This is a genomic window from Stenotrophomonas sp. PA-6-5C, from assembly GCF_021605635.1.
GTDB lineage: Bacteria > Pseudomonadota > Gammaproteobacteria > Xanthomonadales > Xanthomonadaceae > Stenotrophomonas > Stenotrophomonas lactitubi.
This window is the reverse complement of sequence record NZ_WKEE01000028.1, coordinates 41,118-63,094: the sequence shown is the minus strand read 5'-3', so window position 1 is coordinate 63,094 and position 21,977 is coordinate 41,118. Positions and strand designations below refer to the sequence as shown.

Sequence of the window (21,977 nt, the reverse complement as noted above, 5' to 3'; positions counted from 1 at the left end):
GTCCGCGGCATGGATGCCGCGGCCAAGCCTCCAGGGACGGATTCACGGCGTCCCCCGCGAATCCAACCCTCCCCGCCAAACCCTCAGCTCAGCTGCTGCCGTTGCTCTGGCTTCAAAGGCAGGTGCAGGGCCGCAGGCCCTGCAATGCAGAAAACCTCACTTCCCCCGCAGACGGCTGTGCTTGAACCCGTAGAAGAAGTAGATCACGAAGCCGACGAACGTCCACACGCCCATCAGCATCCAGTTGTGCAGCGTCATCGCCGACAGCAGCGCCAGGCAGCTCAGCACGCCCAGGCCGCAGATCAACCACGCGCCCCGGATGCGGAACGGACGCGGCAGGTCCGGCTGGGTACGGCGCAGGATCAGTACACCGGCACAGACCGCGGCGAAGGCGATCAGCGTGCCCATCGAGGTCAGTTCACCGAGGATGTCCAACGGGAACAGCGCCGCCAGCAGGGCGATGCCGATGCCGGTGATGACCGTGTTGATATGCGGCGTGCGGTACTTCGGGTGGATCTTGGTGAACACCGGCGGCAGCAAGCCGTCGCGACCCATGATCATGAAGATGCGCGGCTGGCCGATGATCATCACCAGCACCACCGAGGACAGACCGATCAACGCACCGATCTCCACCACCACCCGCAACCAGCCCAGCTGCGGATGCGCGGCCACGGCGGTGACTACCGGCTCATCGGTGCCCAGCAGTTGGTAGGGCACCAGGCCGGTCATGACCGCAGCCATCGCGATGTACAGCACGGTGCAGATCACCAGCGACAGCATCATGCCGATCGGCATGTCGCGCTGCGGCTTGTGTGACTCCTGCGCGGCCACCGATACCGCTTCGAAGCCGATATAGGCGAAGAACACCATCGCAGCGCCGCGCAGCACGCCTTCCATGCCGTACTTTCCGGGGCCTTCGTTGGCGGGAATGAACGGGGTCCAGTTGCTGGTGTCCACGTACTTCCAGCCGACCACGATCACCAGCACGATCAGGCCGGTCTTGAGGATGACCATGGCCATGTTCATCGCCGACGACTTGCTGATGCCGACGTAGCAGAGCCAGGTCAGCAGCAGCACCAGAATCGCGGCTGGGATGTTCGCGATGGCGCCGGTGGGGCGCAACTGCGCGTCCAACGGGGCACTGACCAGCGCTGCCGGTAGATGGATGTCGAAATGGCTGAGCAGGCTGAGGAAATAGCCGGTCCAGCTGACCGCCACGGCCGAGGCGGAGACGCCGTACTCGAGCACCAGCATCCAGCCGATGAACCAGGCCGAAAGCTCGCCGAAGGTCGCGTAGGTATAGGTATAGGCGCTGCCGGAGACCGGCACCATCGCCGCGAACTCGGCATAGGCCAGGGCGCAGAAGGCGCAGCAGATCGCGGCCAGCACGAAGGACAGCATGATGGCCGGGCCGGCGTGGTTGGCGGCAGCCTGGCCGGTGATGACGAAGATGCCGCCGCCGATCACCGCACCGATGCCGAGTGCGGTCAGGCCCCAGGGGCCGAGGTGGCGACGCAGGCTCAAGCCATTGGCGTCTTCGTGGGCGGCGTGCGGGTGCTTGGTGGCCCACAGTTGCTTGAACATGTGTGGTGGTCTTGTGCGGTGCGCCCCGTGAACGGGCGCGGGCGGAAATGCTTGCGGATATCGACGGGCCGGCGCAGCGGCCAGCCCGTCGGGAGGATCAGGGCGACTTGGCCAGCTTGCTGTGGCGGATGCCGTAGCCGAAGTAGATCAACAGGCCCAGCAAGGTCCAGCCCACGAACAGGTGCCAGTGCACCACGAACGCCTGCCAGAACAGGAACAGGCACGACAGCGCGCCCAGCGGGCAGATCACCCACACCAGCGGCACGCGGAACGGACGATGCAGCTCCGGACGGGTGTAACGCAGGATCAGCACGCCGATGCAGACCGTGGCGAAGGCCAGCAGGGTGCCCATCGACACCAGCTCGCCGAGCACGTTCAGCGGCACCAGGCCGGCCAGCGAGGCGGCGATCACGCCGACCACGATCGTGGCCCAGTACGGCGTGCGGAAGCGCTTGTGGACCTTGCCGAACACCTTGGGCAGCAGGCCGTCGCGCGATATGGTGTAGGCGATGCGGGTCTGGCCCATCATCATCACCAGCACCACCGAGGACAGGCCGGCGATCGCACCGATTTCCACCGCGGTCTTCAGCCAGGACAGGCTCGGGTAGGCTTCCAGCGCGGTGGCCACCGGCTTGTCGGTGCCCAGCAGGTGGTACGGCAGCATGCCGGTCAGCACCGCGCAGACGATGATGTAGACGATGGTGCAGACCGCCAGCGAGCCGAGCAGGCCGATCGGCATGTTGCGCTGCGGGTCCTTGGTTTCGCCGGCAGCGGTGGAGACCGCATCGAAGCCGATGTAGGCGAAGAACACGATGGTGGCCGCGCGGAACACGCCGCTCCAGCCGAACTCGCCGGACACGCCGGTGTTTTCCGGGATGAACGGGTGCCAGTTGGCCGGGTCCACGTGCGCCGCACCGATGCCCACGAACAGGCAGATCACGAACACCTTGATGGCCACAATGATCGCGTTGACGAACGCGGACTGGGTCACGCCCACGTACAGCAGGCCGGTCACCGCCGCCACGATCAGTACCGCCGGCAGGTTGAACAGCTTGCCGGAGGCGGCGAACTCGTGCCCGTTCCAGGCGATCGGCGCCGCACTCAGCGCGTCCGGGAACGGCATGTGCAGCGTGGTGGTGATGAAGCTGATCAGGTACGCCGACCAGCCCACCGCGACCGAGGCCGAGGCGAACAGGTACTCCAGCACCAGGCACCAGCCGATGAACCAGGCCATGCCCTCGCCGAGGGTGGCGTAGGAGTAGGAGTAGGCGCTGCCGGAGACCGGCATCATCGCTGCGAACTCGGCGTAGCACAGGCCTGCCAGCGCGCAGGCGATGCCGGCGAACACGAACGACAGCATCACCGCCGGACCTGCGTGGTTGGCCGCGGCCTGGCCGGTGAGCACGAAAATACCTGCGCCGATCACCGCACCAATGCCAAGCATGATGAGGTGTTTCGCCGTGAGGGTCCGTTTCAACGTGGCTTCGCCGTCCAGGCTGCCTTCGATGGGTTCGCCGGCATCGACGTGCCCGGCCGGTTCGACCGGCTTGACCCTCAACAGAGCTTTCAGCATGCAGTACTTCCTGATGATCGGATTGGGAGGGCTGCCGGTACATTGCCAGCGGCCCGAATGGTGAAGGCCGCGCAAACGGCCCGCTGTACCTTAGCCAATGCTGAAGGCACCGCACAAGCGCAAACGCAACAATGAGCGGCGATAATGGCCGGTATTTTTCCGGGCACCCCGCATTCATGAGCGAAACCACCGAATCCCTTGCCGTGCTTGACGATCACCTGCGCCACCTGCTGCATGACTATGCGCGCAAAGAACCCGCCCACGACGCCCTCGCTGCCGAATTCGGCACATTGATCGACGATGCGGAGGATGCGTTCCGCCGTGAGCGGCTGGCAGGCCATTTCACCGCCAGCTGCTGGCTGGTCAGCGCCGATGGCCAGCGCCTGCTGCTGACCCACCATCGCAAGCTGCACCGCTGGCTGCAGCTGGGCGGGCATGCCGACGGTGACCGCGACCTGGCCCGGGTGGCGCTGAAGGAGGCCGAAGAGGAGTCCGGCCTGACCGGGCTGGTGCTGGACGATCCGGCGATCTTCGACCTGGACAAGCACTGGATTCCGGAACGCAGAGACGTGCCGGGGCACTGGCACTACGACGTGCGTTTCGTGATCCGTGCGCTGGGCGGAGAGGATTTCGTGCTCAGCGAAGAGTCGCTGGAGCTGGCCTGGCGCCCGGTGGCCGAAGTCGCCAGCGATCCGCAGTCGGATGAATCGATGCAGCGCATGGCGCGGCGCTGGCTGGCGCGCTGAAAAAAGCATCCACGCATGGCGTGGATCTACCAGGAGATCGCACGCCAAGTAAATCCACGCCATGCGTGGATGGCGTGGTGCCGGATGCATTCCGCCGGGGCCCGCCCGGCGGCGCGCCACTCAATACAGGATGCGCGTGCGCAGCGTGCCCGGAATCGCCGCCAGTTCGTCACGCACCGCGCTGGCCTGCTCCTCGCTGGCGGTGATGTCGATCACCACGTAACCCACCTTCGGGTCGGTGCGCAGGAACTGGCCGTCGATGTTGACGTTGTGCCGCGAGAAGATCTCGTTGACCTTGGACAGCACGCCCGGCACGTTCTGGTGGATGTGCAGCAGGCGCAGGCTGTCGGCGTGCTCGGGCAGGGTCACTTCCGGGAAGTTGACCGCCGACAGGGTGCTGCCGTTGTCGCTGTAGCGCACCAGCTTGGCGGCCACTTCGATGCCGATGTTGTCCTGTGCTTCCAGCGTGCTGCCGCCCACGTGCGGGGTCAGGATCACGTTGTCGTGGCGGGTCAATGGTGATTCGAAGATATCGCCGTTGCCCTTCGGCTCGACCGGGAACACGTCCAGCGCCGCGCCACCGATGTGGCCGCTGGCCAGCGCAGCATCCAGCGCATCGATGTCGACCACGGTACCGCGCGCAGCATTGATCAGGTGCGCGCCAGGGCGCATCTTCGCCAGCTCGGTGGCGCCGATCATCCACTGCGTGGACGGCGTCTCCGGCACGTGCAGGGTGACGATGTCGGCGCGCGCCAGCAGGTCATCCAGGCTGGCCGCGGCACGGGCATTGCCCAGCGACAGCTTGGTTTCCACGTCGTGGAAGATCACCTGCATGCCCAGCGATTCGGCCAGTACGCCCACCTGGGTGCCGATATGCCCGTAGCCGATGATGCCCAGCACCTTGCCGCGCACCTCATGGCTGCCGCTGGCCGACTTCGACCAGCCGCCGCGATGGCACTCGGCGTTCTTCTGCGGAATGCCACGGGTCAACATGATCGCTTCGGCGATCACCAGCTCGGCGACGCTGCGGGTGTTGGAGTAGGGCGCGTTGAATACCGGTATGCCGGCCAGCTCAGCCGCATCCAGGTCGACCTGGTTGGTGCCGATGCAGAAGCAGCCGACCGCAATCAGGCGCTTGGCCTCGGCCAGCACCTCGGCGCTGAGCTGGGTGCGCGAACGGATGCCGACGATGTGCGCCTCGGCAATGCGCGCCTTCAGCTCGTCCTCGGGCAGTGCCTTGGTGTGCGCTTCGATCTGGCTGTAGCCGGCGGCGCTGAACACCTCCACGGCGGTCTGGCTGACCCCCTCCAACAACAGTACGCGGATATCCTGCTTCGGGAACGAGGTCTTCTTCGGCGACATGGGGCGGCACGGCCAGTGGGACAGGGGCTGACCACTATGCCAGATCGCAACGCCCATGGTGCAGTGCGCAATTGGTTGCAACTGCAGCTATCGAAGGCGCTGCGGGGCTGGACGCTGGCCCCCGCCGCTGGCACGCTTGCCCGTTCTTCACGCCCCGCGCTGGACCGTCATGACCGATTCCCGCATCGCCTCGTTGCAGCAGGCCTGTCCCGGCCTGAAGCTGAAGACCGACCCTGCCGACCTGGAGCATTACGGGCGCGACTGGACCCGGCGCTGGACGCCGGCGCCCTTGGCTATCGCGTTGCCGGCCACGGTGGAAGAAGTGCAGGCAGTGATGCGCTGGAGCGCGGCCGAGGGCGTGGCGGTGGTTCCGTCCGGTGGCCGCACCGGCCTGTCCGGCGGCGCGGTGGCGGCCCATGGCGAGCTGGTGCTGAGCCTGGAGCGGATGAACAAGGCGCTGGACTACGACGCCGTCGACCGCACCCTGGTGGTGCAGGCCGGCATGCCGCTGGAGGCGCTGCACAACGCCGCGCTGGAGCACGGCCTCATCTATCCGGTGGACTTCGCTGCGCGCGGCTCGTGCTCGATCGGCGGCAACATCGCCACCAATGCCGGTGGCATCCGGGTGATCCGTTACGGCAATACCCGTGAATGGATCGCCGGACTGAAGGTGGTCACTGCCACGGGCGAACTGCTCGAGCTCAACAAGGGCCTGATCAAGAACTCCAGCGGCTACGATTTCCGCCAGCTGCTGATCGGCTCGGAAGGCACGCTGGGCGTGATCGTCGAGGCCACGGTGAAACTTACCGACCCGCCGCCGGCCAGCAACGTGATGCTGCTGGCGCTGCCCAGCTTCGACGTGCTGATGCAGGTGTTCGCCGCCTTCCGCGCGCGACTGCAGCTGCAGGCCTTCGAATTCTTCACCGACCGTGCGCTGGAGCACGTGCTGTCACACGGCGCGCAGGCACCGTTCGATGAAGTACACCCCTATTACGTGGTGACCGAATTCGCTGCCGGCGATGAAGCGCAGGAAGCTGCGGCAATGGCCGCCTTCGAAGACTGCATGGGCAATGGCTGGGTCAGCGACGGGGTGATCAGTGCCAGCGATGCCCAGGCGGCGCAGCTGTGGCGCCTGCGCGAGGGCATCACCGAGGCGCTGGCGCGCTACAAGCCCTACAAGAACGATGTCTCGGTGCGGATCTCGTCGATGCCGGCGTTCCTGGCCGAGACCCAGGCGCTGATCGGCGACGCCTACCCGCATTTCGATGTGGTCTGGTTCGGCCATATCGGTGACGGCAACCTGCACATCAATGTGCTCAAGCCGGATGACACCAGCGATGCCGACTTCGTGACCCAGTGCGAGCACGTGACCAAGCTGCTGGCGCAGGTGCTGGCGCGCTTCAATGGCAGCATTTCGGCCGAGCACGGTATCGGCCTGGTCAAGAAGGGCTACCTGGACAGCACCCGTGGCCCGGCCGAGATCGGGCTGATGAAGGCGGTCAAGCGCGCGTTCGATCCCGAAGGGCGGCTGAATCCCGGCAAATTGTTCGACCTTTGACACGGGCAAAGACTTCACCCAGCCGTTACGCTCCATCCACCCAATCGATGAACTCCCTGACCATGATCCGTCCGCTTCTGCTGCTTGCCCTGTTGTCCCTGCCGCTGGCCGGCTTCGCTTCGAGCTTTGCCGGCACCTCGGCCGGGTCGGCGACGGGCGCCTCTTCGGGTTCCTCGGGCAGCAGCTCGGGCGATGACAAGGTGGTGCTGGCTGCACGCGATGATGCGGCGGCTTTTGTCGCCAGCGATGGCCAGATCCGTGGCGCACGCCTGCAGGCGGCACTGGTGCATCTGCGCGAGCACGATGCAGCTGCACAGCAGCAGAGTGATATGGAACTGGCCCGCGCGCTGCTGGCGCGTTGATCCGGGCAGCATGACCTCCGCGTCATCGCTTTCTGTAGAGCCGAGCCATGCTCGGCTGAATGCGAAGCGCAGACGGGCGATCACAGCAGCCACGCATGGCGTGGCTCTACTGCTGATCGCTCACGCTGCGCATGCGGCTGAGCGCCTGCAGCTGGACCCGACCGGGCTGAGCCCGGCGCAGCAGCAGGTGGCGACGCAGACACTGCGTGATGTGCAGTCGCTGCTGCCCGACGGCCTGCTGCGTGCATTGCCCGCGCAGGTGCAGGTCGGCTGGCGTGACGACCTGCCCGCGAACGTGCATGGCCGCGCCTTCGCCGGGCGCATCGCGCTGCGCCGCGACCTGCTGGATGACGATGTGGCCGGTGCCCGTCGTGCCCGCCGCAGCGCGCTGGTGCACGAACTGACCCATGTTGCTGACCGCAACAGTGCGCACTGGTCGCGCAGCGCCCGCTGGCGTGACCTTGCCGGTTGGCAGCGCAAGCCGTGGCATCTGGGCCGCGGCGACAATGCCTTCCGCGACCGCAGCCCCGATGCCTACGAGCTGACCGACCCGGCCGAGTACCTGGCGGTGAACGCCGAACACTTCGTGCTGGATGCAGAGTTCGCGTGCCGCCGCCCGGCACTGGCGCAGTGGTATCAGGCGCACTTCGGTACGCCGCCATCGTTGCCTGCGCCGCACTGCGCTGGCACCGTTCCACTGCTGCAGGCCGATGCGGAAGAGGGCGCGGCGTCGCTGCTGCAGCTTGATCCGTCGCGTGTGTACGCCGTGGACTATCTGTTCGCCGAAGGCAGTGCGCAGCCGATGAGCCGTTGGGGCCACAGCATGCTGCGGCTGGTGATCTGCCGTCCCGGCCGCGCACCGGGTCCGGACTGCAGGCTGGACCTGGAGCATCACCGGGTGCTGTCCTTCCGCGCCTTCGTCGGCGACGTGCAGATTTCCAACTGGCGCGGCCTGACCGGTGGCTATCCATCGCGCCTGTTCGTGCTGCCGCTGCAGCAGGTGGTGGACGAGTACACCAAGGTCGAGCTGCGCGGACTGGCCTCGCTGCCGCTGCAGCTGGACCGCAGCGAGATCGCCAGCCTGCTCGAGCGCACTGCACAGGTGCACTGGAGCTATGACGGCCGCTATTACTTCGTCAGCAACAACTGCGCGGTGGAGACGGCAAAGCTGCTGCAGGCAGGTGTTCCACGTCTGGGCGAAGCCGGCCTGGCGCAGCTGAGCCCGCGCGGGTTGCGGCGCCGGCTGGCGCGGCTGCATGCCCTGGACGAGCAGGTGCTGGCCGATTCCGCGCAGGCCCAGGCGCAGGGCTACTACTTTGCGTCTGCGCGCGACCACTACCAGCAGTTGTTTTCGGTTGCCGCCGCGCAGATGGCATTGCCGGCGCGCGATGTGCGCGCATGGCTGGCGCTGCCGGCGCAACAGCGGGCGCCGTGGTTGCTGCGCGGTGATGTGCGCGCCAGTGCCGGCCTGCTGCTGTTGGAACAGGCGGCGCAGCGGCGCGCGGAACTGCGCGCACGCGACGCATTGAAGCGGCGGTTGCTGGCTGACCCTGACAGCAGCGCCACCCGTTCACTGCGCGCTTTGCTGGAACAGAGCGGGCAGTGGTTGCGGCCCGGCCAATTGCTGGCCGACGCCGGCTACGGCCTGCCGCAGGCGGAAGAACAGGCAGAGGTGGCACGCGCAGTGGCCGTCGCCAGCGCACAGGCCATACCCGCCTGGCAGGCACTGCGCGTGCAGCTGCGCGCGCAGTTGCCGCCATCGCAGCGACGTGAGCTGGATGACATCGACAACAATCTGGCGGCGTTGGGTGCGCGCGTGCGTGAGCAGGCGGCTGAAATACCTCCTACTGGCGCGGCAGCTCGATGACGAAGCGACTGCCTCCGGCCGTGCCCGGCGTGCAGTAGACCTGGCCGCCGTGCGCATCGGCGATGGCCTTGACCACGGCCAGGCCGAGGCCGCTGCCACCGCCCAGGCGCGATCGTGAGCCGTCGCCGCGCATGAACGGATTGAAGATGTCCGCGTGCAGGGCCGGGTCGATACCCGGGCCTTCGTCCTCGATCGCCACCTGCACATGGGCCACGGTGTCATGCACGGCGATGCGTACCTTGCCCGGGTTGGCATAGCGGCGCGCGTTCTCCAGCAAGGCCAGCAACGCCTGCCGCAACCGCGTCGGATCGCAATGGGCGGGGTGCTCCTCGCGGCTTGTCTCCAGCTCCAGCACGAAGCCGGCACTGCGGAAAGCGGGATCGACCAGGGTCATCACCGAATGCACTTCGGCCACCACATCGGTGCGGGCGCGGCGCACATCAAGGCGGGCATTGTCGGCCAGGCTCAGCACCCGCAGGTCCTCGATCAGCCGTGACAGGCCCTCGACCTGCGCCAGCAGACTGCGGAACTGCGACTCATCGGGCTGGAACACGCCTTCGGCCAGGCCCTGCAGGCGGCCGCGCAGGATCGTCACCGGCGTGCGCAGTTCGTGGGCGATGGCCGCGTGCCACATCACCCGTTCGCTTTCCATGTGCTGCAGGCGGCGCGCCATCGCGTTGAAGTCGTCCACCAGCGCTGCGACCTCGCCGGGGGAGTTGGCCTCGGCCGTGGCGCGCGCGCCGAGATCGCCGCCCGCCAGCGCACGTACGCTGTCCACCAGTGAATTGAGCGGCGACAGGATGCGATGGGCCAGGCGGAACGAGGCGGCGATCGCCAGCGCCAGTCCGGTCAGGATCACCCCGACCATCCACGCCAGCTCGGGTCCAGTCGGCAGCCAGCCTTCCGGCTCTTCGGCGCTGGCCGGGAAAAACTCGATCAGCACCGCATACAGCAGCCACGAAGAGAGGATCACCATCACGATGACGCCGACGACCATCAGCGACATCGACACGATGATGTGCCGGCTGAGCCCGGAGCGGCGCATCAGCGGTCGGCCATCAGTCGGTAGCCGACACCGCGCACGCTGGCCGGAATCTGGGTGAGGCCCACTTCGTCCAGTTTGCGCCGCAGCTTGCTGACATGGCTGTCCACGGTGCGTTCCAGTGCTTCGCTTTCCGGCAGGCATTCGTGCATCAGCTCGCTGCGGCTGAAGATCCGTGACGGCGCCAAAGCCATGCAATGCAGCAGCTTGAACTCGGTCAGGGTCAGCAGCAGCTCGTGACTGTAGCCGTCGCCTTCCACATGCACGGCGTGGGTGGCGGTGTCGATCAGCAACGGGCCGACGCGCAGGGCACTGGGCGCATCCGCCCGCGGACTGCGCAGCGTACGCCGCAGTACTGCACGCACGCGCGCCGCCACCTCGGCGGGGTTGAACGGTTTGACTACATAGTCATCGGCGCCCATCCGCAGTGCGGTCAGCTTGTCCAGATCCTGGTCCAGCGCGGTCAGCATGATGACCGGCGTTTCGCCCCGCTGGCGCAGCTGGGTCAGCACGCTCCAGCCATCCAGCCGCGGCAGCTGCACGTCCAGCAGTACAAGGTCCGGGCGCATGCTGCGATGCATGTCCAGGGCAATCTGGCCATCGGCCGCACGCAGGGTACGCAGGCCCTCGCGTTCAAGGTAGGCGGCAAGGATGTCGGCGATCTCGGCTTCGTCCTCGACGATCAGGACCAGCGCCGCGAGGGCAGGGGAGGCATGCATGGCAAGGCGAGGCCGGAAGGTGCTTGCCCTCCATCGTATCTCCACAGTTCCTCCATCGAAACCCCATCATCGGCACGCACACTGCGCGCTTCATGATTCGTCAGCCGCGTCTGCGGCACTGTGCACAGCAATGAGAACCTTCAGGACTCCGGTCGCGCTGGTCGCGACCTTCGCCTTGGCCATGACGGCCTGCTCCCGCCCCGAACCCACCGTCGAAGCCGTGCCGCGCGTCAGTGTGGTCACCGTCGGCCCGCAGGTGGTGCAGCGCGATGATGAACTGCCCGGTCGGGTGGCGGCGGTGCGCACCGCGCAGATCCGTGCGCAGGTCGGCGGCATCGTGCAGCGCCGGATGTTCGAGCAGGGCGCGGAAGTACACGCCGGGGAGCCACTGTTCCAGATCGACCCGGCGGCGTTCCGCGCCGACGTCGATTCGGCGCTGGCCGCCCTGCAGCGCAGCGAGGCCGCCCTCGGCCGCAGCCGTTTGCAGTCACAGCGGCTGCAGGCGCTGGCCGCTGCGCAGGCGGTCAGCCAGCAGCATCGCGACGATGCCAGCGCCGAGCACGAGCAGGCCCGCGCAGCGGTCAACGAAGCACGCGCGATCCTGGCGCGACGCCAGCTCGACCTGCGCTATGCGACGGTCAGTGCACCGATCGATGGCCGCATCGACCAGGCATTGGTGACCGAAGGCGCGCTGGTCGGCGTCGCCGATGCCGAGCCGATGGCGGTGGTGCAGCAGATCGACCAGGTCTATGTGGACGTGCGCCAACCCGCATCGCAGCTGCAGTCCCTGCGGCGTGGTGCGGTGGACGGCGAGCTGCCGGTGACGATCATCGGCGCGGCGGGTTCGCCGCTGCCCGAGCGCGGCCGGCTGTTGTTCTCCGGTGTCAATGTCGATGCACGCACCGGCGATGTGATCCTGCGCATCCTGGTCGACAACCCTGAGCGGCAGCTGTTGCCGGGCATGTATGTGCGTGCCAGGGTGCCACGCGGTGCGCCGGCCAGCGCGCTGCTGCTGCCACAGCAGGCGGTGCTGCGCAGCGCCGGTGGCCAGGCCTATGCCTGGGTCATCGCCGCCGATGGCAAAGCAGTGATCCGCACACTGGAGGTGGACGGCAGCGTCAACCGGCAATGGCTGGTGCGGCATGGCCTGAAGGCGGGCGAGAAGGTCGTGGTGGAAGGCCAGGAGCGCCTGCAGGAAGGCGTGCTGGTCGACCCGCGCGACTGGCAGGTCCCCGTTGCCAGCGCCAGTGCACCGCCGACATCCGCAAGCCAGGGCTGAGCCCTTCCAGGAACCTACGACATGGCTCGTTTCTTCATCGATCGCCCGGTGTTTGCCTGGGTGCTGGCGATCTTCGTCATCCTGGCCGGCGTGCTGGCCATCCCGCGGCTGGCGGTCGAGCGCTACCCGGCGGTCGCACCTCCCAGTGTCAGCATCTATGCCAGCTATCCCGGCGCCAGCCCGCAGACGTTGAATGATGCGGTAGTCGGGCTGATCGAGCGTGAGCTGTCCAGCGTCAAGCACCTGCTGTACTTCGAATCGTCGGTGGACACCTCCGGCGAAGCGTCGATCACCGCGACCTTCAAGCCCGGTACCGATCCCGAGCTGGCACAGGTGGACGTGCAGAACCGGATCAAGGCGATCGAACCGCGCCTGCCACGCAGCGTGCGCCAGAACGGCCTGTTCGTGGAGGCTGCCGACTCGGGGTTCCTGATGCTGGTGGGCCTGCGCTCACCCGATGGCAGCGTCAGTGAAGCGGCGCTGGGCGATTTCATGGCGCGCAACATCATCGAAGAGCTGCGGCGCATCGACGGCGTCGGCCGCGTGCAGTTGTTCGGTGCCGAACAGGCGATGCGGATCTGGCTGGACCCGACCCGGCTGACCGGCTACGGCCTGACCATGGGCGATGTGGCCAGCGCGATCGAGCAGCAGAACCTGGAGATCTCGCCGGGTCGTATCGGCGATTCGCCAGGTGTTCCCGGCCAGCGCATCACCGTGCCCTTGAGTGCCGAAGGCCAGCTGTCCACCCCCGAGCAGTTCGCGGCGATCGTGCTGCGCGCCGGTGCCGATGGTTCGCGGGTGCTGCTGGGTGACGTCGCCCGGGTCGAACTGGGTGCGCAGAGCTATGCCTGGGGCACGCGCGAAGACGGCTATCCGGCGACGGCCGCCGGCGTGCAGCTGCGCCCCGGTGCGAACGCAGTGCGTACCGCCACGGCTGTGCGCGAACGCATGGCCGACCTGCAGCCGCTGCTGCCGCACGGTGTTGAGTCCAGCATTCCGTTCGATACTGCGCCCTTCGTCAAGGTCTCGATCCAGAAGGTGCTGCAGACCCTGATCGAGGCGATGCTGCTGGTCTTTGCGGTGATGTACCTGTTCCTGCAGAACTGGCGCTACACGCTGATCCCCGCCCTGGTCGCGCCGATCGCACTGCTGGGCACCTTCGCGGTGATGCTGGCGCTGGGTTTCTCGATCAACGTATTGACTATGTTCGGCATGGTGCTGGCGATCGGCATCATTGTTGACGATGCGATCGTGGTGGTCGAGGGCGTGGAGCGGATCATGGCCGAAGAGGGCCTGCCGCCGCGCGAGGCCACGATCAAGGCGATGCGTGAGCTGACCGGTGCGGTGATCGGCATCACCCTGGTGCTGACGGCGGTGTTCATCCCGATGGCGCTGGCCAGTGGCTCGGTCGGTGCGATCTACCGCCAGTTCAGTGTGGCGATGTCGGTGTCGATCCTGTTCTCGGCACTGCTGGCGCTGAGCCTGACCCCGGCGCTCTGCGCGACGTTGCTGCGGCAGGGCACGCGTGGTCACCATGGCCGCGGGGGTGTGTTCGGTGCGTTCAACCGTGGCTTCGAGCGGATGACCGGGCGTTACCAGCAGGGCGTGGCGGCGGTCCTTCGGCGCAGTGGCCGGGTGATGGGCCTGTTCGCTGCCTTGCTTGTGGCGCTGCTGATTGGCCTGCATTGGTTGCCGGGTGCGTTCCTGCCGGAAGAGGACCAGGGCTATTTCATGACCTCCATCCAGCTGCCGGCCGAAGCAACCGCCGAACGCACGCTGGCGGTGGTCGAAGCCTACGAGCAGCACGTCGCCTCGCGGCCGGCGATCGCGTCCAACCAGGCCATCCTCGGCTACAGCTTCTCCGGTTCCGGCCCGAGCGCCGCACTGACCTACACCATGCTGAAGGACTGGGGTGAGCGCGGCGGCAGCACTGCAGCGGACGAAGTAAAGGCGGCACAGCAGGCGATGGCGACGGTCTCGGAAGGCGAGGTGATGAGCGTCATGCCGCCGGCCATCGACAGTCTTGGCCGTTCCTCCGGGTTCTCGTTGGCGCTGCAGGCACGTACCGGGCAGGGCCAGGCCGAGCTGCGCGCCGCCCTGCAGCAGCTGCTGAAACTGGCGGAAGCCAGCCCGTTGCTGGCCGAAGTGCATGCCGATGGCTTGCCGGCGGGCAGCAATGTGCGGCTGGACATCGATCGCGCCAAGGCGGAGGCGATGGGTGTGGCGTTCGCCGACATCAGTGCAACGCTGTCGGCGGCGATGGGCTCGCAGTACGTCAACGACTTTCCCAATCGCGGGCGCATGCAGCAGGTGATCGTGCAGGCCGATGCGCCGCACCGCATGCAGCTGGAGGATGTGTTGAAGCTGTATGTCCGCAACAGCGAGGGCGGCATGGTGGCGTTGTCCGAGCTGGTCACCGCGCACTGGACCGAGGCGCCGCTGCAGCTGCAGCGTTACCTGGGGTTCCCGGCATTGAACCTGTCCGGCGCACCCACCAGCGGGGTCTCCACCGGTCAGGCGATGATCGAGATGGAGCGCCTTGCACAGCAGCTGCCCGCGGGCTTTGCCCTGCAGTGGACCAGCCAGTCGCTGCAGGAGCGTGAGTCCGGCGCCCAGGCGCCGTGGTTGCTGCTGCTGTCGATGCTGGTGGTGTTCCTGGTGCTGGCGGCGCTGTACGAGAGCTGGTCGATTCCGCTGGCGGTGATGCTGGTGGTGCCGTTGGGCCTGCTCGGCGCCGTTGCTGCAGTGCTCCTGCGCGAGATGCCCAATGATGTGTTCTTCAAGGTCGGCATGATCACGGTGATCGGGCTTTCGGCGAAGAACGCGATCCTGATTGTCGAGTTCGCCCGCCAGCTGCAACAGCAGGGACGCGGTCTGGTCGAGGCGACCATCGAAGCGGCACGCCTGCGGCTGCGGCCGATCGTCATGACCTCGCTGGCGTTCGCGCTGGGCGTGGTGCCGCTGATGCTGGCGCAGGGTGCTTCAAAGGAAACGCAACAGGCCATCGGTACCGGCGTGTTCGGCGGCATGGTCAGTGCGACCGTGCTGGCCGTGTTCTTCGTGCCGGTGTTCTATGTGGTGGTGCAGGGGGCGCAGCAGTGGCTTGCGCAGCGCCTGCGCCGACGCCGGCCGACGCCGGGAGGAAGCGTGGATGGAAAGCAGGTGGATGGAAAGCAGGAGCCCTGAGGGCCTGTACGAGGCGCAGCTGCGCGTGTTGGAGCAGCAGCTGTGGGACGCGCTGCTGGACGGTGACCATGGTGCAGCAACGGCACTGCTGTCACCGGTGTTGTTCATGATGGACGGGCAGGGCGGCCGGATGCTCGACCTGCCCTGGCTGAGGGACTGGCAGCAAGGCCGCCTGCAGATTCTTGCGCTGCAGGTGCATGCGGTGGAAACGCTGCTGTGTGGCCACCTGGCGTTGTTGTCCGGCGATGTTCAGCTGCATGTGCACTGGCTGGGACGCGAACACGTGCAGCGCTTTCGCCTGTTGCGCGTCTGGACAAGTGCTTCCAGTGCCAGCGGCGCGCAGCTGCTGTCGATGGCGGTGCTGGCAGGCTGAACACGGTCATGCAGCTTTCAGGCCCCGTTTGCGTGCAGATGGTAGGGTCCAAGATCTCTGTAGTTTCGACAAGGAGTCGAGCCATGCGTGTAATTCCCAGTCTGTTGGCGGCTTCCCTCGGCCTTGCGCTGAGCGCCTGCCAGCCGGCGCAGACGCCGGCCTCCGATGGCGCAGCCGATGCGGTCGCAACGCCGGCACCGGAGCCTGTGGCCGCCGCTGTTGATGGCGGCGGCAACGAAACCCTCTATCGCTGCGGCGACCTCGACGTGCGCGCGACCTTCAACGGCGAAGACGCAGCGACGGTTGTGATCGGCGAGCGCAGTTTCGCGATGTCCTCCCAACGCGCCGCCTCCGGAGCGGAATATGCCGATGGCAAGGGCAACAGCTTCTGGACCCGTGGCAGTGACGAAGCGCTGCTCAGCCTGAAAGGCGAGGCGGACCGTGAGTGTGGCGCGGTGGAAGCGACCGAAGGCGATGGCAGTGCCGGCAACGCCGCGTTCCGTGCCACCGGCAACGAGCCGGGATGGCTGGCCGTCGTCGATGGTGATGCACCGGGCCTGCAGGTGGAGGTCGACTACGGCGAGCGCCGCTTCGCAGTCGCCAAACCGACCGAGGGCGCAGACGGCTGGGTCGGCAAGGCCGCCGATGGCACCGACATCAAGCTGAGCTTCCAGCGCACCACCTGCCAGGACGACATGAGCGGTGAAGCGTTCGAGGCCAAGGCGATGTTGACCGTGGGCACGCGCCAGTACCACGGCTGCGGCAACTTCGGCGCGAAGTAACGCGTGGTTCCGCGGATCGGTAGCGCCGGGCCATGCCCGGCGTTGATCGGTCAGACCTCACAGGGCTTCAAGTCCAGCTCGAACACCAGGTCGTAGCGGCTGTTGATCCCGATCAGCGCCGTGCGGATCGCACAGTCACCGCGATGGCGCGCGACCAGATCGGTGAAGATCTTCTCGCGACCCTCGCAGTATGTCGCGCTGGCCTCTTCGAGCTCTCGACGGCGCTCGTCGTCGTAGGCTTCTTCGCCGGCGAAATGCTGGCAGGTGTTTTCGCGCGCGAGAAACGCCTGCACGTCGTCGGGCATCTGACAGTAGATGCGTATGTCTTCGATGTCGTACACGTCGTTGGAGACCGCACAGCCAGCGGCAGCACGGGCCTGTTCCAGTTCCTCGTAACTCGAGGGCAGGCTGGTAGCGGAGGGCTCCTCGGCGGGTTCCTGCAGGGCCGCGGGCGACGCCGCTGCCGGTGCGGTGGCAGCCACCGGATCGACCGCTACGGCCTCTGGCGTGGCACCACCTGCGCCGTTGTCCGTTGCCTGCGGCGAGCACGCCGCAAGCAGGGACAGGCAGGCGATCAGTGCCGCACGCCTAATCGGCACGGCCGGCAAATTCGCCGGTGGCGGTGCTCACCAGCACACGCTCGCCGTTGACGATGTACTCCGGCACCATGATCTCGATGCCGGTGTTGAGCTTGGCCGGCTTCGGGCGCTTGGTGGCGGTGCCACCCTTCAGTTCCGGCGGCGTCTCGATCACTTCCAGCACCACCGAGGCTGGCAGCTGGATGGCCACCGGCTGCTCGTCGATCACCTGCACGTAGATGCCGGTCAGGCCGTCGGTGATGTAGCCGGCGTCATCGCCGATCACGTCCGCGTCCAGGGTGTAGGGGGTGTAGTCCTCGTCATCGAGGAACACGAACGCATCGCCGTCCTTGTACGAATAGGTGGACTGGCGGCGCAGCAGTTCGACTTCGACCAGGTTGTCGTCGGCATCGAAGCTGGCATCGAGCTTGTTGCCGCCCGGCACGCTGTACATGATGAAGCGGAAGCGGACGTTGCCGCCTCGACCCTGCGGCGAGCTGCGCTCGATGTCGCGGATCTGGTAGACGCCGTTGTTGAACTCGACGACGTTGCCCTTCTTGATGTCGTTGGCTTTCATGATGATGTTGGTCGTTGGGGGAGGGCGCCGTCCCGGCGCCCGGGGGGAATCACTTCGGAGCGAGCCGGGTGGCGCCGTCCAGGCGGATGGTCTCGCCGTTGATATAGGTGTTGCCGAGGATGTGGCCGACCAGGCTGGCGAAGTCTTCCGGCTTGCCCAGGCGCGACGGGAACGGGATCGATGCGGCCAGCGATTCCTGCACGGCCTCGGGCATGCCATCGACCATCGGCGTCCAGAACACGCCCGGCGCGATGGTGTTGACGCGGATGCCGAAGCGCGACAGCTCGCGGGCCATCGGCAGGGTCATTGCCACCACGCCACCCTTGGAGGCGGAGTAGGCGGCCTGGCCGATCTGTCCTTCGTAGGCGGCAACGCTGGCAGTGTTGATGATGACACCGCGCTCGCCGTCCACCCCGGCCTCGTTGTGCTGCATGCGATTGGCGGCGGCCTTGGCGACGTTGAAGCTGCCGACCAGGTTGACCATCACCGTGCCCTGGAACCCGGCCAGCGGCATCGGGCCCTCCTTGCCCAGCACGCGGCCAGCGCCGAGGATGCCGGCGCAGTTCATGGCGACATTCAGGCCGCCGAGAAAATCGAAGGCCTGGTCGATGGCCGCCGACACGGACGCTTCATCACTGACGTTGACATTGAAATAGCGGGCGTTGTCCTGTCCCAGCCCGGCAACAGCGGCCGCGCCCTTGGCGTCGTTGAGGTCGAACAGGGCGACCTTGCCGCCCTGGGCAACCAGGTGCTGGGCCACGGCCAGGCCGAGGCCGGAGACGCCGCCAGTGATCACGGCACGTACGGAAGACAGCTGCATTGCACGGTCCTGCAGGTTCAAGAACCGCCGATTCTAACGGAAGCGGCGGCAGCCGCCGTTGTGCACTGCGCCGCCGGCCTCAGCCCAGTTCGCGGGCGCGCCGCAGGCGACGCTCGAAGTCTGCGGCGGGCAGGCCGTGGGCGAACAGGAAGCCCTGGCCGACGGTCACCCCAAGGTCGAGCAGGCATTGCCGTTGCGGCTCGGTTTCCACGCCTTCGGCGACCACGCCCAGGCCGAGGCTGCGGGCAATCGCGCAGACCGCCTCGCAGACCGCCACATCCGAGCGGTTGCGGGGGATGCCTTCGACGAACAGCTGGCTCAGTTTCAGCCCATGGATGGGCAGCCGGCGCAGGTAGTTCAGGGCGCTGTAGCCTTCGCCGAAGTCGTCGATGGTCAGCATCACCCCCATCTCGCGCAGGCGGGCAAAGGTGCGCAGGGTGTCCGGCGCATCCTCGATCAGCACCCGCTCGGTGAACTCCAGTTCAAGCACGCTGCCGGGCAGGCCGAACTCGTCCAGCACCTGCCGCACCCAGCGGGCGAGATCCTCCCCGACGAACTGTCGCCAGGACACATTGACGGCCACCCGCACCAGGCCGAGCCCGTCGTCCTGCCATTGCCGCACCTGCCGGCACGCTTCGCGCAACGCCCATTGACCGATGCGCACGATGTCGCCGGTGTGCTCGGCGTGGCGGATGAACAGGTCCGGGCGCATCTGCCCCAGCTGGGTGTTGTGCCAGCGCATCAACGCCTCGCAGGCGATGGTGGCGCCGCTGCGCAGGTTCACCTGTGGCTGGTAGACCAGATGGAACTCGTCGCCATCGAGGGCCTTGTGCAGGCGGCTCTCGATCTGCAGGCGGTCATGCTGGCGCTGTGCCAGTTCCGGGGAGAACACCTGCCAGCCGTTGCGGGTGCGTCGCTTGCACTCATACATCGCCGTGTCGGCGTTCTGGATCAGCTGCTGCGGCCGGTCGCCATCGCGCGGTGCACGGGCGATGCCGATGCTGGCGGTGACCGGGAACTCGTCGCTGCCCAGCTGGAACGGCGCCGAGAAGGCCGCAGTGATGCGCTCGGCCAGCTGTTCGGCCTGGTCCGGCTGGTCGCGCAGGTCACAGATCACCAGGAATTCGTCGCCGCCAAAGCGGGCAAGCAGGCCCTCGGTGCCGATCGCGGTGGCGATGCGCCGGGTCGCTTCGATCAACAGTTCATCACCGGCGTTGTGCCCAAGCAGGTCGTTGACCACCTTGAAGCGGTCCAGGTCGATGTACAGCACCGCCACGCGGTCGTGGCTGGGGCTGTCCATGCGCACGCCGAGGTCGCTCAGCACCGCATCGCGGTTCATGATCCCGGTCAGCGGGTCGGTGCGGGCCTGCACGCGCAGCGTTTCCTCGGCCTGCTTGCGCTCGGTGATGTCCTGCACGGTGCCGGTGATGCGCGCGGCATCGACATCGCCGGCCGAGACCTCGCCGATCATCCGGATCCAGAACGAGTGGCCATCGCGGCGCTGGCCCTGCAGCTCCAGGCCGAAGCTGCTGCGGTGTTCGATGGTGTCGGCCAGTGCCTGCTGCAGGGCGGCGCGGTCGTCGCTGCGCAGGCAGTCCAGCAGGTCCGGCATGTCCTCAAGATCGGCCGGCTGGCCGACGATGCGCCGCGCCTCATCGGTGAGGTACAGGCGCGGCAGGCCGCGATCCCACTCCCAGCCGCCGATGTGGGCCAGTGACTGCGCGCGCGCGAACAGGGTGTTGTTGCGCTTCAGTTCGGTGATGTCACTGAACATCGCATAGACATGGTCGGCCTGGTCGCAGCCGGTGCCGAATACCGGCACGTTGGTGGTGGACAACCACAGCATGCGTCCGCGTGGTCGGTGGTACAGGCCGATGATGGTGCTGCGGATCATCCGCCCGGCCTGGAAGCAACGGCTGGTCGGCCACTGTGACTGGGTCAGCGGGTGGCCATGTTCGTCGACAACGATCCAGGCTTCGGGATCGAGCATCGAATTCAAGCCTACGCCTCCACCGGTGAGGCCGAGGATGCGATGCGCTGCCGGGTTGGCAGACAGCACACGCAGGCTGCGGTCGAACAGGATCACGCCCTTGTCGATCGACTCCATCAACAGGCGATAGCGGGACTCTGCGCGCCAGCGCCCGCTCAGGTCGCGGGCGACGGCGACGATGCAGGGCTGGCCCCGGTCCTGGAAGCCGGCCGAATGCACCTCCACCGGAAAGCGACTGCCATCGCCGCGCATGTTGGTCACTTCGATGACGTAGGTGTCGCCGCGGTTCAGCGCTTCCCACACCGGTTGCAGGTGGTCGCTGGGCAGGTCCGGGTTGAGCAGTTCGATGGGCTGGCCGACGATGTCTTCGCGCGGGCGGTCGTAGGCGACGATGCCGGCACGGTTGACGTCCAGCACCACGCCTTCGGCGCTGAGGATGCTGACCGGGTCGGGTACGGCGTCGAACAGCGCGGCATAGCGGGCCTGGGTATCCAGTTCGCGCTGCTGCGCATCGGCCAAGGCCTGTCGCGCCTGGCGCAGCAGCCTGGCCTGGGCTGGCGATGGAGAAGCGGCCAACGCCGCGTCCAGAGCGGCCAGCGCGTCGTCGGTTGCGGCGGAAGCATCGCCGATGGCCGGACGGTCGCGCGGGCCGCTGTCGTTCATGTCGCCGCCAGCGCCTGCCCGACGCGGCTGGCGGTAGCGCGGCCGAGCAACCCGGCCAGCCAGCGGCCGGTCTCGGCCAGCGATGGCAGGTCGACACCGCACTCCAGGCCAAGGCCCTGCAGCAGGTACACCACGTCCTCGCTGGCCACGTTGCCGCTGGCGCCCTTCGCGTACGGGCAGCCGCCGGCACCGGACACGGCGCTGTCGACCACGCGCACGCCTTCTTCCAGGCAGGCCGCGATGTTGGCGATGGCCTGGCCATAGGTATCGTGGAAGTGCACGGCCAGTGCGCTCATCGGGATCTCGGCGGCCACTGCCTGCAGCATCGCGCGGGCCTTGCGCGGCGTACCGACGCCGATGGTGTCGCCCAGCGAGATTTCGTAACACCCCATTTGATGCAGGGCACGGGCCACACGCACAACGTCGGCCAGCGGCACCTCGCCCTGGTACGGGCAGCCGAGCACCGTGGAGACGTAACCACGCACGCGCACGCCATCAGCCGCCGCACGGCGCAGGATCGGCTCGAAACGGGCCAGTGATTCATCGATGCCGGCGTTGGTGTTGGTGCGGTTGAAGGCTTCCGATGCAGCGGTGAAGACCGCGATTTCCTGCACGCCGACGGCGCGCGCACGGTCGTAGCCCTGCTCGTTCGGCACCAGTACCGGATAGGCGATGCCCGCGCGGCGCTGGATGCCGGCATAGACCTCGGCCGCGTCGGCCAGCTGCGGGACCCAGCGCGGGCTGACGAAGCTGGTCGCCTCGATGGTACGCAGGCCGGTGGCCGACAGACGATCGATCAGGGCGATCTTGTCGGCGGTGGCCACTGCCTGCTTTTCGTTCTGCAGGCCATCGCGCGGGCCGACTTCGACGATGCGGACGAAATCGCTCATCGCGGCACCCCCACGACAGGTGAGGC

Annotated in this window: 18 protein-coding genes; 8 read left to right on the top strand and 10 right to left on the bottom strand. The window is 67.2% G+C overall.

Annotated elements, in window-relative coordinates; genetic code table 11:
* Nucleotides 1-156: 156 nt before the first annotated feature.
* The gene (locus GIW57_RS13265; RefSeq protein WP_099818326.1) at nucleotides 157-1,584 is read right to left on the bottom strand and encodes an amino acid permease; all 1,428 of its coding nucleotides are present in this window, start codon (nucleotides 1,582-1,584) and stop codon (nucleotides 157-159) included.
* A gap of 97 nt (nucleotides 1,585-1,681) precedes the next feature.
* The gene (locus GIW57_RS13260) at nucleotides 1,682-3,157 is read right to left on the bottom strand and encodes an amino acid permease (RefSeq protein WP_236511439.1); all 1,476 of its coding nucleotides are present in this window, start codon (nucleotides 3,155-3,157) and stop codon (nucleotides 1,682-1,684) included.
* A 131-nt stretch (nucleotides 3,158-3,288) separates the two neighbouring features.
* Between GIW57_RS13260 and GIW57_RS13255 the strand changes: the two genes are divergently transcribed.
* Entirely contained in the window at nucleotides 3,289-3,903 is a 615-nt protein-coding gene (locus GIW57_RS13255; protein ID WP_236511437.1) for an NUDIX hydrolase, read from the top strand.
* A 120-nt stretch (nucleotides 3,904-4,023) separates the two neighbouring features.
* On the opposite strand, the gene serA is transcribed toward GIW57_RS13255, so the two are convergent.
* The gene (serA, locus tag GIW57_RS13250) at nucleotides 4,024-5,265 is read right to left on the bottom strand and encodes a phosphoglycerate dehydrogenase (protein ID WP_100465226.1); all 1,242 of its coding nucleotides are present in this window, start codon (nucleotides 5,263-5,265) and stop codon (nucleotides 4,024-4,026) included.
* 169 nt (nucleotides 5,266-5,434) lie between these two features.
* On the opposite strand from serA, the gene GIW57_RS13245 reads away from it, so the two are divergent.
* The 3 genes from GIW57_RS13245 (at nucleotide 5,435) to GIW57_RS13235 (ending at nucleotide 9,052) form a co-directional block, all read left to right on the top strand.
* On the top strand, nucleotides 5,435-6,823 hold the full coding sequence (locus tag GIW57_RS13245) for an FAD-binding oxidoreductase (protein ID WP_100465227.1): 1,389 nt from the start codon (nucleotides 5,435-5,437) through the stop codon (nucleotides 6,821-6,823).
* Between the two features lie 62 nt (nucleotides 6,824-6,885).
* Nucleotides 6,886-7,185: a DUF2388 domain-containing protein gene (locus GIW57_RS13240; RefSeq protein ID WP_100465738.1), complete on the top strand. Its 300-nt coding sequence runs from the start codon at nucleotides 6,886-6,888 to the stop codon at nucleotides 7,183-7,185.
* A gap of 100 nt (nucleotides 7,186-7,285) precedes the next feature.
* Nucleotides 7,286-9,052, top strand: a complete 1,767-nt coding sequence (locus GIW57_RS13235; protein ID WP_236511435.1) for a DUF4105 domain-containing protein — start codon at nucleotides 7,286-7,288, stop codon at nucleotides 9,050-9,052.
* Here GIW57_RS13235 and GIW57_RS13230 read toward each other — a convergent pair.
* Both GIW57_RS13230 and GIW57_RS13225 read right to left on the bottom strand, forming a co-directional pair.
* Nucleotides 9,030-10,097 carry an ATP-binding protein gene (locus GIW57_RS13230; RefSeq protein ID WP_100465229.1) on the bottom strand — a complete coding sequence of 356 codons (1,068 nt, stop codon included), beginning with the start codon at nucleotides 10,095-10,097 and terminating at the stop codon, nucleotides 9,030-9,032. The genes GIW57_RS13235 and GIW57_RS13230 overlap by 23 nt on opposite strands.
* A complete protein-coding gene (locus GIW57_RS13225) occupies nucleotides 10,097-10,813 on the bottom strand; it encodes a response regulator (RefSeq protein WP_025874768.1) in 717 nt (238 codons plus the stop codon). Before GIW57_RS13225 ends, GIW57_RS13230 begins: the two co-directional genes overlap by 1 nt.
* Before the next feature lie 130 nt (nucleotides 10,814-10,943).
* Between GIW57_RS13225 and GIW57_RS13220 the strand changes: the two genes are divergently transcribed.
* The 4 genes from GIW57_RS13220 (at nucleotide 10,944) to GIW57_RS13205 (ending at nucleotide 16,433) form a co-directional block, all read left to right on the top strand.
* Nucleotides 10,944-12,092, top strand: a complete 1,149-nt coding sequence (locus GIW57_RS13220) for an efflux RND transporter periplasmic adaptor subunit (RefSeq protein WP_236511434.1) — start codon at nucleotides 10,944-10,946, stop codon at nucleotides 12,090-12,092.
* 21 nt (nucleotides 12,093-12,113) lie between these two features.
* A complete protein-coding gene (locus tag GIW57_RS13215) occupies nucleotides 12,114-15,278 on the top strand; it encodes a multidrug efflux RND transporter permease subunit (RefSeq protein WP_236511432.1) in 3,165 nt (1,054 codons plus the stop codon).
* Nucleotides 15,259-15,651: a nuclear transport factor 2 family protein gene (locus GIW57_RS13210; RefSeq protein ID WP_236511430.1), complete on the top strand. Its 393-nt coding sequence runs from the start codon at nucleotides 15,259-15,261 to the stop codon at nucleotides 15,649-15,651. The genes GIW57_RS13215 and GIW57_RS13210 overlap by 20 nt, the downstream gene beginning before the upstream one ends.
* Before the next feature lie 83 nt (nucleotides 15,652-15,734).
* Nucleotides 15,735-16,433, top strand: a complete 699-nt coding sequence (locus GIW57_RS13205; RefSeq protein WP_100465234.1) for an MliC family protein — start codon at nucleotides 15,735-15,737, stop codon at nucleotides 16,431-16,433.
* Nucleotides 16,434-16,483: 50 nt separating this feature from the next.
* Here GIW57_RS13205 and GIW57_RS13200 read toward each other — a convergent pair whose 3' ends face one another.
* The 5 genes from GIW57_RS13200 to GIW57_RS13180 form a co-directional block, all read right to left on the bottom strand.
* Entirely contained in the window at nucleotides 16,484-17,032 is a 549-nt protein-coding gene (locus GIW57_RS13200) for a hypothetical protein (RefSeq protein WP_236511429.1), read from the bottom strand.
* Nucleotides 17,022-17,588 carry an elongation factor P-like protein YeiP gene (yeiP, locus tag GIW57_RS13195; protein ID WP_099818338.1) on the bottom strand — a complete coding sequence of 189 codons (567 nt, stop codon included), beginning with the start codon at nucleotides 17,586-17,588 and terminating at the stop codon, nucleotides 17,022-17,024. Before yeiP ends, GIW57_RS13200 begins: the two co-directional genes overlap by 11 nt.
* A 49-nt stretch (nucleotides 17,589-17,637) precedes the next feature.
* Nucleotides 17,638-18,408 (bottom strand): SDR family NAD(P)-dependent oxidoreductase, encoded by a 771-nt coding sequence (locus tag GIW57_RS13190; RefSeq protein ID WP_100465235.1) that lies wholly within the window; start codon nucleotides 18,406-18,408, stop codon nucleotides 17,638-17,640.
* A gap of 79 nt (nucleotides 18,409-18,487) precedes the next feature.
* Nucleotides 18,488-21,061, bottom strand: coding sequence for an EAL domain-containing protein (locus GIW57_RS13185; RefSeq protein WP_236511419.1), 2,574 nt, complete (start codon nucleotides 21,059-21,061; stop codon nucleotides 18,488-18,490).
* Nucleotides 21,058-21,951, bottom strand: a complete 894-nt coding sequence (locus tag GIW57_RS13180; RefSeq protein WP_180831208.1) for a hydroxymethylglutaryl-CoA lyase — start codon at nucleotides 21,949-21,951, stop codon at nucleotides 21,058-21,060. Before GIW57_RS13180 ends, GIW57_RS13185 begins: the two co-directional genes overlap by 4 nt.
* Nucleotides 21,952-21,977 lie beyond the last annotated feature (26 nt).